This window comes from Symbiopectobacterium sp. RP, from assembly GCF_050472005.1.
Taxonomy (GTDB): Bacteria; Pseudomonadota; Gammaproteobacteria; order Enterobacterales; family Enterobacteriaceae; genus Symbiopectobacterium.
In genome coordinates this window covers 1,348,677-1,361,699 of record NZ_JBGOGS010000001.1, presented here as the reverse complement: position 1 = coordinate 1,361,699, position 13,023 = coordinate 1,348,677, and the positions used below count along the sequence as shown (strand labels likewise).

The window sequence follows — 13,023 nt, the reverse complement described above, 5'->3', positions numbered from 1 at the left end:
GGTGATGTATGCCATAATTGACCTCTGCTAAAATTAAGCCACTGCGCCGTTCGTCATGACGGCGGGCAGGCGGGGGAATGACCAATCGAAGAAATGCGGGGGTGAAGGGGATTTCAGGCTGTAACAGCCTTAGTTAACGTACTGATGCAGGTCGTAGAGGCTTGCCTTGCTGTTCGAGGATAGCGATAAGCTTTCGGTATCCGTTTCGCAGCCATTTAACCCATTTATCCAGGTGGGTTTCTTGCGGGTGATAGCTCCCCATGAGGGCAGCATGACCCGCGAATGCATAATTCATGGGGTGCTCCTGTTTTTATATTGCTATTTGGGTGTCGTATGTCGCGTGACTCATGGTTTTCCAACTCTGACCGTTATCTTTGGATAACATGCGCCAGTAGTGAGAAAGCCGCATTGATAAATAACCGGTTCGTCGTATGCGTTTTGCATGAATAAGTCCTTCACGGTATAAGCGTTTAAATAGCTTCTCCCGCTCCTTTATCCTGTTAGGTATTTTAGGTTTCATTCGTTGCTCCTCTCACGATGCAAGGCTGACGTGCTTCTGGTGGGTAAAATCGCCGTTCCAGTTGAGTTTCATGGGCACTTTGCCACGGCGGTAAAGGACGTAGAGGCGTTCAGCACCTTTATGCAGCAATACTGGCTGGTATTTAATGAAGTCGTTGGCACCGTGAACGCCAATCAGATGCTGGTGCTCAGTCAGGTATCTGTCGCGAGCGTAGGATGTTGCCCGCCAACGGGTACCGGATTGGCTTTCGTTGTAGAGCCAGTTACGGTCTGCTAACCAGTGGTTCACTTTCTGGGTGTTAACACCATTGAGCATTTTACAGAACTGGGTCGGGGTCATGCCCTCCTTGAACAGGCTCTTGAGGTCGTGGAGTTCTGCTTCCTGCTCTTTGTTGACCAATGCCAGTGCAGCTTCACTCTTTTTCGATTCCAGCAGGGCTTCCAGCGCAGAGATGTAGTTTTCCGGCAAGGCAGGTGTAGCCGCCAGTTTTTCTAGGTCATGCCAGCGTTTGATAACGCGCATACGGTGAACAGCGCTATAGCCGGTAAGCAGGCATTCGGTATGGTCGCGATCGAGTAAGAATTCCCGGTATTGTTGGCCGTTTTGGGGGTGTATCCAAAAATGGGCATACCCCTCCGGGTCTTCGCCCAGGTCAACGAGCATTGACTCGATGTCTCTCAATACGTGGAAATGTTTCTTATCGGTCAGCTCCGCAATCTCACGGCTGGACATGGTTACTGTTTGTGCAATGGTCAAATTTTGCATACAGATATACCTCGTTGGTTAAAACGATAATGGAACCCCGGCACGTTACCGGGGCGGGATTAGTGATTAGTGGCGTTGCAGGAACTGGTTAACGTTCGCCTGTTGCCATTTTTCGAGCGCATGGGTTCTCCTTGCGTCAATGAGGTGTATGACTCTATGAACGCTTTTGCCGCCTCCACGTTGATAGCGTTTCCGTAGGCGCGCAGTCGTCCCACGCGGTTGGTAACCCCATAAGCCAGCGGGAATGCGCCGGGTTCAACTGGCCGCCACTTTTCATCCCGGCACAGGAGCCAGTCAGCCTCTCGCCAGAAGCCGTTAACCGCACTGGGGTTGTCAGCCACACTACGCGCCCCAGCAATGCATTGAGCTGCACATTCGGGCATTCCCTGCCATCCTTCCCGTCCCGCGTGGTCGGCGTAGGCCACCCAGTACGCCCGGTCGCGGATATGCGGGGCACCGACGCCCGCAGACGGAAACGGCACACACCCGAAGGCGTAGTCCACGGCTTCCAGGTCAGCCTGTACAAGGTCGAACCAGAGGTTTGCATGGCTGCTTGCAACCTGTTCACCAAAAACGTACTCAGGGCGGCACTGGCTGATGAGCCAGTGAAAAGCGGGCCAGAGATGCCGCTCGTCATAAAACCCGCCGCCCTTGCCTGCCGCGCTGAAAGGCTGGCAGGGGCAACTGCCCGTCCACACGGGTTTATCATCGGGCCATCCTGCTTTTCGCAGGGCATACGACCATACGCCGATCCCGGCAAAGAAATGGCATTGCGTGTAGTTTTGTAAGTCATCGGGAGTAACATCCTCAATCGAACGTTCATCAACATCGCCTGGCGCAATATGACCGGCGGCAATCAGGTTTCTCAGCCACTGTGCTGCATAAGGGTCAATTTCGTTGTAGTAAACTGCTGCCATCATCCAGTCACCATGTATCGAATCCGGCAGGGACAGCACGGGGTAATGATGTAGTTATCTGCTCTGGTTATTTTTGTCATAACAATTTCTCCATAATTAAACGGATGTGGTTATCAGGGGGCTAACTTGTAAAATTTTGCAGGTTGGCGGTCAGATCGCTTACACTTGGCTTAACACAGGAGGATCCGCTATGGGCCAGGTTGCATTTGATACATTGCAGGCGTCAGAAGAGCTTCAAACCGCCGGGCTTACCAGTGAGCAGGCCAAGGCGATTTCGCTCGTCGTACGCAAGTCTCATGAGGTGGCTGATGTTGCTACCAAGGCTGATATCGCAGAGGTAAAGCGCGATATAGCTGACGTTCGTAAAGATATGGAGTTCCGCTTCGAGAAAACCGACGCGCAGATAGCCGATGTGCGTAAGGATCTGTCCGCAGAGATAGCCGACGTACGTAAGGACCTATCCGCAGAGATAGCCGATGTACGTAAGGATATTGACGCTCGCTTCGAGAAAAATGAAGCTCAGATGCAGGCTCGCTTTGAGAAAACTGAAGCGCAGATATCTTTAGTCCGCAAGGATTTACAGCTTGAGATGGCGGGTATCCGCTCTGAGCAGAAGTTAATTCGCTGGATGCTGAGTGCTGGAGTTTTGGGTATTCTCTCTCTGGTTGTGAAAGCTTTTCTCGTCACCGCCCTCTAATTAATTATACCACTACGGGTTGTTAGCTCAGTTGGTAGAGCAGTGGACTCTTAATCCATCGGTCGCAGGTTCGAATCCTGCACAACCCACCATGCTACCCCTTGCGTCGGGCTGAACCTGATTGCACGGCCGCACGACGACGTGCATGCACTCATGCTGCTACCCTGGATAATTTCCTGATAGCCTCAAGTTCGTTTTCAAGTTCAGCCAGGAACTGCCTTAACGCTTCCTCTATTTCAGCAACCCGTTTATCGTCCTGATGAATTCTCAACTGGTAATAGGCAAGGTCTGGCGGTAGCCTGTCGTCATAGCTGACAAAATCACACCATTTCCTGCCCGTACACATCATTTGGGCGTGCATCTGTAGGAGGTATTGGTTTTTCGGCTTACCGGTCTTGATGGTTTCTAAATGCGTCCATGTGTTGGGGCATTTTATTTCTATCAGGCCATCATTTCCGACCAGGCCATCAGGCGACGCCCCAAATCCTACGATCTCTGGATGGGGAATAAATCCCACTTCTGTAACTTCTGCGTCAAACTGGTTAAGCAGGTACATCTCCCGCGCCACCGGTTCAAGTTCAGTGCCGTGCTGCATGGCCGAGTTTGCGTAACTTTCTTCCACCTTTCCTGTTAGGCGCTGGCAGATAAGCTCTGCCATGTAGTTCTGGCGGCTGGCGGAATAGCCCGATTTGGTTTTTGCCATTACGTCAGACAGGCGACTGGCGGTCACGTTGCCACAACGGGCGGAAAACCATTCATCACTGCGCTGTTGCATGATCCACCTCGCTATATTCTGCATCGACGGGAATGCTTTTTTTGATGCGCTCCTTCTCTGCATTGCCGATAATCTGGCGCTCTTCGTGGGTCAGGTTTTTCCATGTTTCTGCGAAGACTTCCATGCTTAGCTGAGCCGCCTCTTCGCACCGGGCAATCAATGCCGGTCGGCGCTCGTCTGTTTGTTGTCCAACAACAACGCTTGCCGGGCTGCTTTCGATGATCCGCTCTGCTTCGTCGCTGTCGTAAATGCCAGCAAACCCAAATGCCATGCGTGCACACTGAATAAGTGACTTGTGGCGCAGCATACGGGTGGGGTGTGATTGCCACGGCTGGGTATTGCGCTTACACTCGCCCATGTATTCGGTGACTACAGTGGGGTGTTTGCGATCTTTGCGGTAAATCTTGCAGGTGCAAGCCCCCTCTTTCTTGTCGTAGCCGAATTCCATTCCGTCGAACTGAGGATGTTCGTTAATGATCCGCGCCCAACCATCTACACCAACAACCGGGACAATGCCGCCCTTATCAGGGAATGCGTAAATCTCTTTCGTCCACGGGTTAAGCCCGTACTGGTTGGCAACGATAAGTAGGGCGGTAAATTGCTCGTCCGTGACGTTACCCCCCTTGAACGCCGTATTCTTAAGGGTATTCATCAAGTCCGTACCGGGCTGCATACCGAGACGCTCAGCCAGCTTCCCTGCCATTGTTGTTAATGCCGTGCTCATGCTGCATCCTCCTCATCTCTCATTCTCAACCACAACTCCGTGGCGTATTCGTATTTTGCAAGCAGCTGAATAAATCTATCCGTGAATGTCTCAAGGGCTATTTGCTGCTCAGGGTCATTGGCCAGAATGTCAACCACGCTTTCGTCAACGCCGGTCATCCTGCGAATCGCAGTAAAAATTTCATCTTGCTTTACCCGTTTATCAGCAAACGCGTAATAGGTGTTAACCACATCCAAATCGGCATCTGAGAATGTCGAGATAATTTTTTCTATCTCTCGTTGTCCTGATTCGCTGATTTTCATATCGGGTTCCCCTTCTGATTAACCGTTGCAATAAGCTGCTCGAATAACCGTTGCAGCCCGCTTTTGTTTTTGAAGCTCTGGCCCGTGACGATATTTGAGCAGTGATGTTCGATTGACCGAATCGGGTAAAATTTAATTTCAGGACGCACGATGGGGGCGCCCGCGATAGTAAGTTCCATCGTGGCTTTCCTTAATTTGGATTGATGTATTAATTGATGCCGAAAAATATCGCCGAGGGTTAAATATTCATCTCTTTATGACAGGATGACAGGTTAAACCGTAATTTCAGCAACGAAATGACATGACGATAAATTTCACCGTGCTTATTGTCGTAATGGCGCTTATTAACTGCCGATTCGAATTCTTCAATAGTTCCAGAGAAGCACCCCCTATGTACCATTACCGTTTCATCCTTCTGCTTGAATGCGGTTAGAACTCCATTTTCTGAGCCAATGGGGGATAGGGTGATCCAGTCCGCATCGGTGGACACCCACGCATTGCCGGACACCCACGCATTGCCGTACACCCGCGCATTGCCGGACACCCGCGCATCGTCGTACACCCACGCATTGCCGTACACCCGCGCATGGCCGGACACCCACGCATTGCCGTACACCCGCGCATCGCCGTACACCCGCGCATTGCCGTACACCCGCGCATTGCCGGACACCCACGCATTGCCGGACACCCGCGCATTGCCGTACACCCGCGCATTGCCGGACACCCACGCATTGCCGTACACCCGCGCATCGCCGTACACCAGCGCATCGTCGAACACCCACGCATTCCCGTCCTGAGCCAGGTTCGATTCTTTTTTTACCCAGCCGCCTAATTCGCCAGCTCGAACATTACCGAAGGCGATAAGCGCTTTAATGCGAAACAATTTGATGCCGAAAAACGCTTTCACTTCGGCAGTGAGTTCGAATTTTTTCATTTAAAATTCCTTGGATTCAGGCGTAAAAAAACCACCGTCCGATGGCGTTATTGAGTATGGGGGGAAATTGCGGCGATAAACGGATAATGGGAATGCTGAAAGTGTTTCAGTCATGGATACCCGTTAATTTTTTCACCTGCTTTTTAAGCCACTTATTTTCTTCCGTCAGATAGGCAATGGTTGATTTGTATACCAATGTTTCGTGGTCGTCATATGGGTGAGTATTGATGCTCATCAAATAACGTGAATCATTAATATTATTGCTGCCGTTGGTGACAGCGACCATGTCACCGAAATTAGGGTGATTGAAGGTCGTGATATGAGGTTTATTAAGTTGCATCATTCAATCCTCCGTTGGTTATCAAAATATTTTCGCTTCTCCCAATTTTCTCGACATTCTTTGCAGCAGAAATTACCCTCGGTTGGCCCCTCGCAATTATAGCAGCGCCCGTTAACCGGTAATTCCTTCTCTCGATGATTGCTGCTCAGGTGTTGGCGAAAGGCTTCTTCGTTCTGGCTGGCTATATCTACATCATCTGCCATTTTTTATTAAATTCCCTGTACTCCTTTAAATCTTTCACATCAATGCATGGTATTAAGCCATTGGCGAAAACTATTTCACCATCAATAGTCTCGATAAAGCACCAGTTTTTAAATATCCAGGGTGAAACATTATTGTTTATGTCATTCTCTATGGCTGTTGGAAAATCTACGACGTTTTTATCTAGCCATTCCAAGGCATCACACCACTCATCATAATCAGAAGGGGCAATTGGTTTTAAGCATGCTTTAATCGTGGTCCGATTTTCATTTTCCATAAATACATACCTCAATCGTTTAATAACTTCCGGGTATTGTCCGTGAGTTGTGCTTGATATTTCTCAAGCATCCTCGCGGCATAAGCGAGTGCGTCCTCACGGTCGGAGAGGTCACCGATGGCCTGTAGCAAGCCGTCGCTGCCTCGGATATAGACGCTGAAAAAGTCAGGGGTATCATTCTGTTGCATTAAATAGCCGCAGTCGTCTACAACGCCCGACAGGATGATATCAGTAACAATCGTCCCCGGCGCTATCAAGTGGTCGAATTCGTCAATGAGCTTTTGCATGGTGGTCTCCGTGTTAAGTACCTGCTTTGGTGACCCTCTCAGGCGGCGAGGGTCTCGGTGTACCCCTACAACGAGAAATTTAAATATGTTAAAATCAGTGTACCCCTACAATGCAAGAAAGGTTTAGACCGATGTCTGAAAAGAAAGCAGTTACCCCCCCGGGAAAATTGATTGAGAAACACATGCCGGAAAAAGCTGTAAAACCTATACCGCAGCCGGAATATACACCACCGCCACCGAAGAAAACCGGAGGCTGACAACCATAAGGAATCGCTATGAGCAGAGATGAAATTAAAGACCGCATCCTGTACGGGTATTATCTTGAACAGTTGTACACCACCGCGACGGGGCGACTTGACCGACTCTTTTCGGTGTTAACGTTGATTTTCGGCTCAGCGATAGTGCTAAAAGCGAACCCATTTTTCTTTGGGGTGATGATCGTGATTATTTCAGCGGTGCAATCGACTTACCAATTTGGCAAGCAGTCCGCCGGAGCCGCGAAACAATCCTTTGAGTATCTTCGATTATTCACAAATGAAGCCCGGTTCAGTGATGCAGACCTGAAAGCAAAACTTATTGAACTTGAGAGCATCGATAACAACATCTGGTCTTGTCTGAAGCCTATAGCATTGCGGAAAACGCAAATAAAAATGGATCTTCCTGTTGAAAATCAAGAAAAGCTTTCCAGGCTATCAACGTTGTTACGGTTACTTTGTGGTTAAATATTACAAAAATTATCCTCTATGCGGTGAGTATTACCTTGCCGCAAATGTCCCCGCCTGTTTCCTGTCCCCCTCCTGAAATAACGCCACATTCTCCAGGCAGCACGCCCCCTACTCAAATTCAATGAACGGGCCGCGATGTATGCGTCTGCTTTGCTCTGGCGGTAATGCCATAGTCTGTTTTCGGTTTGCGGTACCAAATACGATGGCTAATACGCTTAACCCTGTCGTACTTTTCGGCGAAACGGTTAATTTGCTCTCTGAATCCAGCCAGTAAATTGAAATTAATTCGTGGCGCCCGTTTGCGCTTGAAGGCTAATTCGATTCGGTTAAGCGCTTTGCGTTTCTCTGGCTTCTGCCCCAATACCTTATAAATACGGGATGACACCAGTTCACGCCGGATCGCTTCTGCCTTGCGTCTGGCATGACGGCGAATAGCGGCGTTGGTTTTGCTAACACAATTAACGGGATTAACGGATTTACGGTAAATGATAGTAGCCATGCTCCCCTCCAATAGATGGTTTTGGTGGTGTGGTGAACGGCTATAGTCCTGGTGTTGGCTATAATTTTTATTCAGCCCACCACACCCCAAAAACATCTGGGCAAAGGTTCGGCACGTTGTCGGTGCCTTCCGTAGAGCGCGAGGCTCGTTGTAAAAAGAGCGGTTAAAACAGAGCAGACTCATTAATCTGCTGTGGTTTAATGCCTGGTTTAATTCTCCACCTCAGGCGGCAGTGGTATCCTTGGCGCTCTCACACAACCAAGAAGGTTTTCTATGACTGACTACGACAATCTTTACCTTACGTTAAAGCATGATCTCATCAAGTTTTACGACACCAATGAATACGATATCAGAGAGAAACCATCTACTCTGAAAGTCCTTAAATGCCATACCCACTTACATCATTTGCTTTTAATCGAAATGGTTTTTAAAAATCATAGGGATAAATATAAAAAATCAATTTCTGATCTTTCTGGTATTAAAGCTCTGCATCACATGGTTTTCTTAAAAACCAACTGGAGACCAGAAGAAATAAGATCTACTTCAGTTCATGACCTGCTTTTTGTCCTTCAGGAAGAAATGAATTCTGAATATCTGCCGGAAGAAGAGCGCAAGTATCTAAAAACGATTTTAAACTACGACAATCCGCCAAAAATTGACTTAGCGAGTTACGCTGGTTGGTCGATAGGTGAAGGAGATCAGTATGTAAGGTCTGATCAGTAACAGCCTCAGCTTCTGTTATGCTCATCTTCAGTGAAGAAAGCTCACAGACTACACCGCGAATAGCTGAATCCTGAGATTTAACTATTCCGAGTTGGGCATTGTGCTTATCTTTCAACTCGTCAAACAGCAGGCTCGCAATGTACATACTACCGGCTGAAAACACTGTGCTGATTGCGTCTTTATCAAAGCGCCGGGTCTCAATGGCGCTATTTGTATTTGTTACCATCTTCCATCTCCTCTTTCGTTAGCTATCCCAACCGCCGTCATGTTCGTGCGCCTCGGGCTGGCTACTTACGCTCAGGCAATCGGCGGGTAACTCGAGGTCTTGCCTGCCGGGGTATTGCCGTTGCGGGTTGGTGTTCCACCGTCTGGCTGAAGGCTGTCTGGTGGGTTGATGGGAGGAAGGATACGATATGTATCGAATGATGTAAATACCTTTTGTATCGAAAAATATCGATACAATCCGTACCCATATGAATATAAAGAGATTATTTTTAAAGTGAGGTGAAAGTGATGATGAAGAGTGAGGAAGGCTAAAATACGTTTAAAATTTTGTCATTTATCAATCTGTTAACTGCAAGTATAGAATTTATGAAGCGTCTTTCCTTGCTTTGAGCCATTTCTCTATCAATTGATCCATTTGGTCTTTTTTCTCACGTAGTTCTTTCAACATTTTTTCCTGTTCATCTTCAGGAAAAAAAGCAAATAGTTCAACTAGTGCTTTCTGTCTTGCTGTGAGGGCATCCTTCGTCAAAACGCTTGGATCGTAATCATCAGGCAGGCTCACACGGCCATCACTGTGCAGTACAACGTTACTCAAACCTAGAATTTGAAATATAGAAGCTATCTCTGTAAGAGATGGTTCTCTTCTACCATTAAGCCAATGACCTACCGCACCGGGAGTTTTTCCCAGCATGTTAGCTATTCTTTCTCTCGTAACGCCTCGCTCCTTCATGCGGTAGCGCACTAGTTCTGACCATTTATATCTCATACCTAGATTATTACGGATTGTATAGCCACCGACAAACGACATTACGTATGTATCTCTTGATTATTGTCGATACGATATGTATCATTGGGTCTGAACCAAATGGAGGCTCAAGTGAATAAGATTAAAGAAGTACGCAAATCATTGTGCCTTACACAATTTGATGTGGCTCAAGCGGCGGGATGTACTCCAGGCGCTATTGCCCACTATGAAAACGGAAGGCGAACTCTAAATATTTCGATGTGCAGAAAATTGATATTTGTCTTTAACAAATTTGGAGCAAACATCGGGATTGATGATTTGTTTCCGCCTGAAAATAACGCAGCTTAACCAGCAGTACCGCTCTTTACAACGGACCCTCGTCCTACGGAAGCCACCGACAACGTGGCGAACGCAACATCCCACAGTAACAAACTCACTGTGACTGGCTCACGGCTTCGTCACGTCTGTTGATCACCAAAACACAGGTGCCGTGTCTCTACACGCGCATCCGATAACCTATTTTTTTCAATAAGGAAAGTATCACAAATGCAACGTGCAAAAACACGCAAAAATTCTGCGGTTGAGTTCATTAGCCGTCACCTCGTTACAACAGCATATCAGGCGATTGTCCGGGTACGCCAGACCAACATCGCAAAAATGCTCGGTGTCGCCGATTCAACCGTCCTGCGCCGCTCAGAGAAGCTCACTGAGACGATGGATATCTTAGCCGCCAGTGGTGTGCAGGATTTTGTCTTCGAGGGAGAGAAGAAGATGCCGCTGGATGAATACCGCTATCTGCTTCGTTCAGCGATGGAGTTCGCGAAGTATCAACTGGAAGCGGCTGGATCTGTATCAGGCGACGAATGCCTTGCTGCATAGGAGGGGAACATGATGCAAGCACAAAAGAAAAAGCCGGTCAGTGGGAGAACACTTTTCCGGCTTAAAATTGCAACAACAAATTGATTTCAGGAGGAATTATGGCACGAAACAGCCGGAATTTCAAGCAAAAGGGCACCTGTCGCCATCATCCTGAACCCCAAACATTGATGCCAGAGGATGCGGCGAAGAAATTCGCCGAACTCTTCCGCCTGCAACAACAACTTTACCTGGCTCTGCATGAGTCCGGGGAGAAACGCAAATGAGCATGTCATTGATGGCTAGGGCCATGAATATCAAAGTCGGTAACCCGATACGTAAGCTGGTTCTCCTGAAGCTGGCTGATAATGCCAATGACAAAGGGGAGTGCTGGCCTTCGTATCAGCATATTGCCGATCATTGTGAATGCAGTAAAAGCACTGTTCGAGATCACATTGATGCACTGGAAAAGGCGGGTTTGTTGGTAAAAGAAAATCGTACCGGTACGAATAATGGCAAGGGTAATGCATCCAATGTTTACTATCTGAAATTGGATAACCCTATGCCGACTACCAGCACACCCCCTGTGCCGGGAAATGGCACCCCTATGCCGGTAGGCGGCACACCCCCTATGCCGACAGGCGGCACCAGAATCAGTCACTCTTTTGAACCAGTCATAGAACCTAAAACTCCCTTACCCCCTACGGGTGAAAGTGTGAAGGGGGGTAAACCCTCCAAACGAAAATCAAACCCAATCAAATACGACGACTACCTGAACGCCTACAACGAAGCCGTGGGTGACAGACTGCCTCACGCTGTTGAAGCCAATGACGAGCGAAAACGGAAACTTGCTGCTCTGGTTAAATCTCTGGCCACGCCAAACCTGGACGGCTTTAGGTCCTACGTCAGGGCGTTTATGGCTGCTGCCAGGCCGTTCCACTTTGGCGACAATGATCGCGGCTGGGTGGCTAATTTTGATTACCTGCTTCAGCGCAAAACGCTGACGAAAATCAGGGAGGGTACGCTATGAGACAGGATATCGAGGCCAGCGTGATTGGTGGTTTGCTGATCGGCGGTTTAACGCCAACGGCAACTGAGGTTCTGGCAACGCTGGAGGCGGAAACCTTCGAGATCCCGATTTACAAACGAGCCTATGAGGTGATCCGTAAACAGGCTCGCACCAGAAACATGATTGATTCCCTGATGGTTGCCGAGGAATGTGGCGATGAGCATTTTGCCGACATCATGGAAACGGCGCGTAGCTGCCCCAGCGCTGCAAACCTGCGGGGCTATGCCGACATGGTGACTGAGATGTACCAGCGCCGGATGTTCGTTTTGGCTGTTGACAAGCTGCGCGGGACAATCGGAAATTCATCGATTGAAGTGGCTACCGTGGCGATGGACGAACTTATCGGCAGACTGTCAGGCATTCGAAAGCCGAAGCAGGAAGTGAAGCCGGTTCGCCTTGGAGACATCATCTCCGAATACAGCAACACGTTAGCGCGCCGCCTGAAAAACGGGGAAGAGTCCGACACGCTGAAAACAGGCATTGACGACTTGGACGCGATCACCGGGGGGATGAACGCTGAGGATTTAGTGATCGTCGCCGCCCGGCCCGGAATGGGGAAAACTGAACTGGCGCTTAAGGTTGCCGAAGGCGTGGCAAACCGGAAGTTACCCGGGGAGAACCAGCGGAAGGGCGTTCTGATTTTCAGCATGGAAATGAGTTCTCTACAGGTAGCTGAGCGTTCGATAGCCGGGGCAGGGCGGATGTCGGTAAGTCTGCTGCGTAACCCTTCAAACCTTGACGATGAGGGATGGGCGAGGATTGTTGACGGGATTAACCGACTGGCAGATCTTGACGTATGGGTCGTTGATGCTTGTCGCCTGACGGTGGAGGAAATCGTAGCCATTGCCAGGCGGCACAAACAGGAGCACCCAGCGCTATCGCTGATCATGGCAGACTATCTCGGCCTGATCGCCAAACCGAAAGCGGAGCGTAACGACCTTGCCATAGCCCATATTTCATGGAGCCTAAAGGCAATGGCCAAGACGCTGCGAACGCCAGTGATCGCGCTTGGTCAGCTATCACGAGACGTTGAGAAGCGACCTAACAAGCGCCCGACCAACGCCGATTTGCGTGACTCTGGCAGCCTTGAACAGGATGCCGACTCAATCATCATGCTCTACCGCGACGCGGTGTATAACGAGAATTCACCCGCCGCTCCATTCGCAGAAATCATCGTCACAAAAAACCGATTCGGCTCACTTGGCACCGTCTACCAACGATTCGTTAATGGTCATTTCATTGAGTGCGACCAGGACGAAGCGCGGGAGAAGTGCACGACAAGGCAGCAGACAGAAACCAGCGTACGCAGGTACGCAAAAGGCGCTGACGTCTAGGCAAACAAACAGGAGGAGTGATGAAAAGGGATACACGGAAAGCCGCTGAAAGAAGTTATGGGTTTTTAAAGCGAGGGAAACAGGAATGACAGCCTATCTAACAGAATGC

The 13,023-nt window shown here is 49.1% G+C and carries 24 protein-coding genes and 1 tRNA gene; 10 read left to right on the top strand and 15 right to left on the bottom strand.

Translation table 11 applies throughout. The features are described from left to right. Positions 1–133 precede the first annotated feature (133 nt). The 4 genes from ACD630_RS09115 to ACD630_RS09100 are packed head-to-tail and all read right to left on the bottom strand — an operon-like array spanning position 134 to position 2,205. Positions 134–295: a protease FtsH-inhibitory lysogeny factor CIII gene (locus ACD630_RS09115; RefSeq protein WP_430358819.1), complete on the bottom strand. Its 162-nt coding sequence runs from the start codon at positions 293–295 to the stop codon at positions 134–136. A gap of 15 nt (positions 296–310) precedes the next feature. Next, positions 311–520: a hypothetical protein gene (locus ACD630_RS09110; RefSeq protein WP_430358818.1), complete on the bottom strand. Its 210-nt coding sequence runs from the start codon at positions 518–520 to the stop codon at positions 311–313. Between the two features lie 12 nt (positions 521–532). After that, entirely contained in the window at positions 533–1,285 is a 753-nt protein-coding gene (locus tag ACD630_RS09105; protein WP_430358853.1) for a Rha family transcriptional regulator, read from the bottom strand. Positions 1,286–1,344: 59 nt separating this feature from the next. After that, complete coding sequence (locus ACD630_RS09100; protein ID WP_430359963.1) at positions 1,345–2,205, bottom strand: DNA cytosine methyltransferase; 861 nt, start codon at positions 2,203–2,205, stop codon at positions 1,345–1,347. 187 nt (positions 2,206–2,392) lie between these two features. Between ACD630_RS09100 and ACD630_RS09095 the strand changes: the two genes are divergently transcribed. Both ACD630_RS09095 and ACD630_RS09090 read left to right on the top strand, forming a co-directional pair. Continuing rightward, positions 2,393–2,899, top strand: a complete 507-nt coding sequence (locus ACD630_RS09095; protein ID WP_430358852.1) for a coiled-coil domain-containing protein — start codon at positions 2,393–2,395, stop codon at positions 2,897–2,899. Positions 2,900–2,915: 16 nt separating this feature from the next. Further along, positions 2,916–2,991: transfer RNA gene (locus tag ACD630_RS09090), tRNA-Lys, on the top strand. A gap of 59 nt (positions 2,992–3,050) precedes the next feature. Here ACD630_RS09090 and ACD630_RS09085 read toward each other — a convergent pair. From ACD630_RS09085 to ACD630_RS09045, 9 genes are all read right to left on the bottom strand, one after another. Next, on the bottom strand, positions 3,051–3,674 hold the full coding sequence (locus tag ACD630_RS09085; RefSeq protein WP_430357727.1) for a lambda exonuclease family protein: 624 nt from the start codon (positions 3,672–3,674) through the stop codon (positions 3,051–3,053). Next, a complete protein-coding gene (gene bet, locus ACD630_RS09080; RefSeq protein ID WP_430358851.1) occupies positions 3,658–4,398 on the bottom strand; it encodes a phage recombination protein Bet in 741 nt (246 codons plus the stop codon). Before bet ends, ACD630_RS09085 begins: the two co-directional genes overlap by 17 nt. Beyond that, on the bottom strand, positions 4,395–4,700 hold the full coding sequence (locus tag ACD630_RS09075) for a hypothetical protein (RefSeq protein WP_430358850.1): 306 nt from the start codon (positions 4,698–4,700) through the stop codon (positions 4,395–4,397). Before ACD630_RS09075 ends, bet begins: the two co-directional genes overlap by 4 nt. Next, entirely contained in the window at positions 4,697–4,879 is a 183-nt protein-coding gene (locus ACD630_RS09070; RefSeq protein WP_430358849.1) for a hypothetical protein, read from the bottom strand. Before ACD630_RS09070 ends, ACD630_RS09075 begins: the two co-directional genes overlap by 4 nt. A gap of 59 nt (positions 4,880–4,938) precedes the next feature. After that, the gene (locus ACD630_RS09065) at positions 4,939–5,634 is read right to left on the bottom strand and encodes a hypothetical protein (RefSeq protein ID WP_430358848.1); all 696 of its coding nucleotides are present in this window, start codon (positions 5,632–5,634) and stop codon (positions 4,939–4,941) included. A gap of 106 nt (positions 5,635–5,740) precedes the next feature. Further along, positions 5,741–5,977, bottom strand: coding sequence for a hypothetical protein (locus ACD630_RS09060; RefSeq protein ID WP_430358847.1), 237 nt, complete (start codon positions 5,975–5,977; stop codon positions 5,741–5,743). Next, positions 5,974–6,177, bottom strand: coding sequence for a hypothetical protein (locus ACD630_RS09055; RefSeq protein WP_430358846.1), 204 nt, complete (start codon positions 6,175–6,177; stop codon positions 5,974–5,976). The genes ACD630_RS09060 and ACD630_RS09055 overlap by 4 nt, the downstream gene beginning before the upstream one ends. Next, positions 6,162–6,452, bottom strand: coding sequence for a hypothetical protein (locus ACD630_RS09050; protein WP_430358805.1), 291 nt, complete (start codon positions 6,450–6,452; stop codon positions 6,162–6,164). Before ACD630_RS09050 ends, ACD630_RS09055 begins: the two co-directional genes overlap by 16 nt. Before the next feature lie 11 nt (positions 6,453–6,463). After that, on the bottom strand, positions 6,464–6,739 hold the full coding sequence (locus tag ACD630_RS09045) for a hypothetical protein (RefSeq protein WP_430357719.1): 276 nt from the start codon (positions 6,737–6,739) through the stop codon (positions 6,464–6,466). Positions 6,740–6,870: 131 nt separating this feature from the next. On the opposite strand from ACD630_RS09045, the gene ACD630_RS09040 reads away from it, so the two are divergent. Both ACD630_RS09040 and ACD630_RS09035 read left to right on the top strand, forming a co-directional pair. Further along, positions 6,871–6,996 (top strand): hypothetical protein, encoded by a 126-nt coding sequence (locus ACD630_RS09040; RefSeq protein ID WP_430358845.1) that lies wholly within the window; start codon positions 6,871–6,873, stop codon positions 6,994–6,996. Positions 6,997–7,014: 18 nt separating this feature from the next. After that, entirely contained in the window at positions 7,015–7,461 is a 447-nt protein-coding gene (locus ACD630_RS09035; protein WP_430357718.1) for a hypothetical protein, read from the top strand. A 121-nt stretch (positions 7,462–7,582) separates the two neighbouring features. On the opposite strand, the gene ACD630_RS09030 is transcribed toward ACD630_RS09035, so the two are convergent. After that, a complete protein-coding gene (locus tag ACD630_RS09030) occupies positions 7,583–7,963 on the bottom strand; it encodes an antitermination protein (protein WP_430358844.1) in 381 nt (126 codons plus the stop codon). 273 nt (positions 7,964–8,236) lie between these two features. Between ACD630_RS09030 and ACD630_RS09025 the strand changes: the two genes are divergently transcribed. Further along, positions 8,237–8,686 (top strand): ECs1072 family phage-associated protein, encoded by a 450-nt coding sequence (locus ACD630_RS09025; protein ID WP_430358843.1) that lies wholly within the window; start codon positions 8,237–8,239, stop codon positions 8,684–8,686. A 589-nt stretch (positions 8,687–9,275) separates the two neighbouring features. Here ACD630_RS09025 and ACD630_RS09020 read toward each other — a convergent pair. Continuing rightward, a complete protein-coding gene (locus ACD630_RS09020; protein ID WP_430358842.1) occupies positions 9,276–9,719 on the bottom strand; it encodes a helix-turn-helix domain-containing protein in 444 nt (147 codons plus the stop codon). Between the two features lie 57 nt (positions 9,720–9,776). Here ACD630_RS09020 and ACD630_RS09015 point away from each other — a divergent pair, with 57 nt between their 5' ends. The 5 genes from ACD630_RS09015 (at position 9,777) to ACD630_RS08995 (ending at position 12,914) form a co-directional block, all read left to right on the top strand. Then, the gene (locus tag ACD630_RS09015) at positions 9,777–10,004 is read left to right on the top strand and encodes a helix-turn-helix transcriptional regulator (protein ID WP_430358841.1); all 228 of its coding nucleotides are present in this window, start codon (positions 9,777–9,779) and stop codon (positions 10,002–10,004) included. Positions 10,005–10,202: 198 nt separating this feature from the next. Next, positions 10,203–10,535, top strand: a complete 333-nt coding sequence (locus tag ACD630_RS09010; RefSeq protein WP_430358840.1) for a hypothetical protein — start codon at positions 10,203–10,205, stop codon at positions 10,533–10,535. A gap of 98 nt (positions 10,536–10,633) precedes the next feature. Then, the gene (locus ACD630_RS09005) at positions 10,634–10,798 is read left to right on the top strand and encodes a hypothetical protein (protein WP_430358839.1); all 165 of its coding nucleotides are present in this window, start codon (positions 10,634–10,636) and stop codon (positions 10,796–10,798) included. After that, complete coding sequence (locus tag ACD630_RS09000) at positions 10,795–11,541, top strand: helix-turn-helix domain-containing protein (protein ID WP_430358838.1); 747 nt, start codon at positions 10,795–10,797, stop codon at positions 11,539–11,541. Before ACD630_RS09005 ends, ACD630_RS09000 begins: the two co-directional genes overlap by 4 nt. Further along, entirely contained in the window at positions 11,538–12,914 is a 1,377-nt protein-coding gene (locus ACD630_RS08995; protein ID WP_430358837.1) for a replicative DNA helicase, read from the top strand. The genes ACD630_RS09000 and ACD630_RS08995 overlap by 4 nt, the downstream gene beginning before the upstream one ends. The last annotated feature ends 109 nt before the right edge of the window (positions 12,915–13,023 follow it).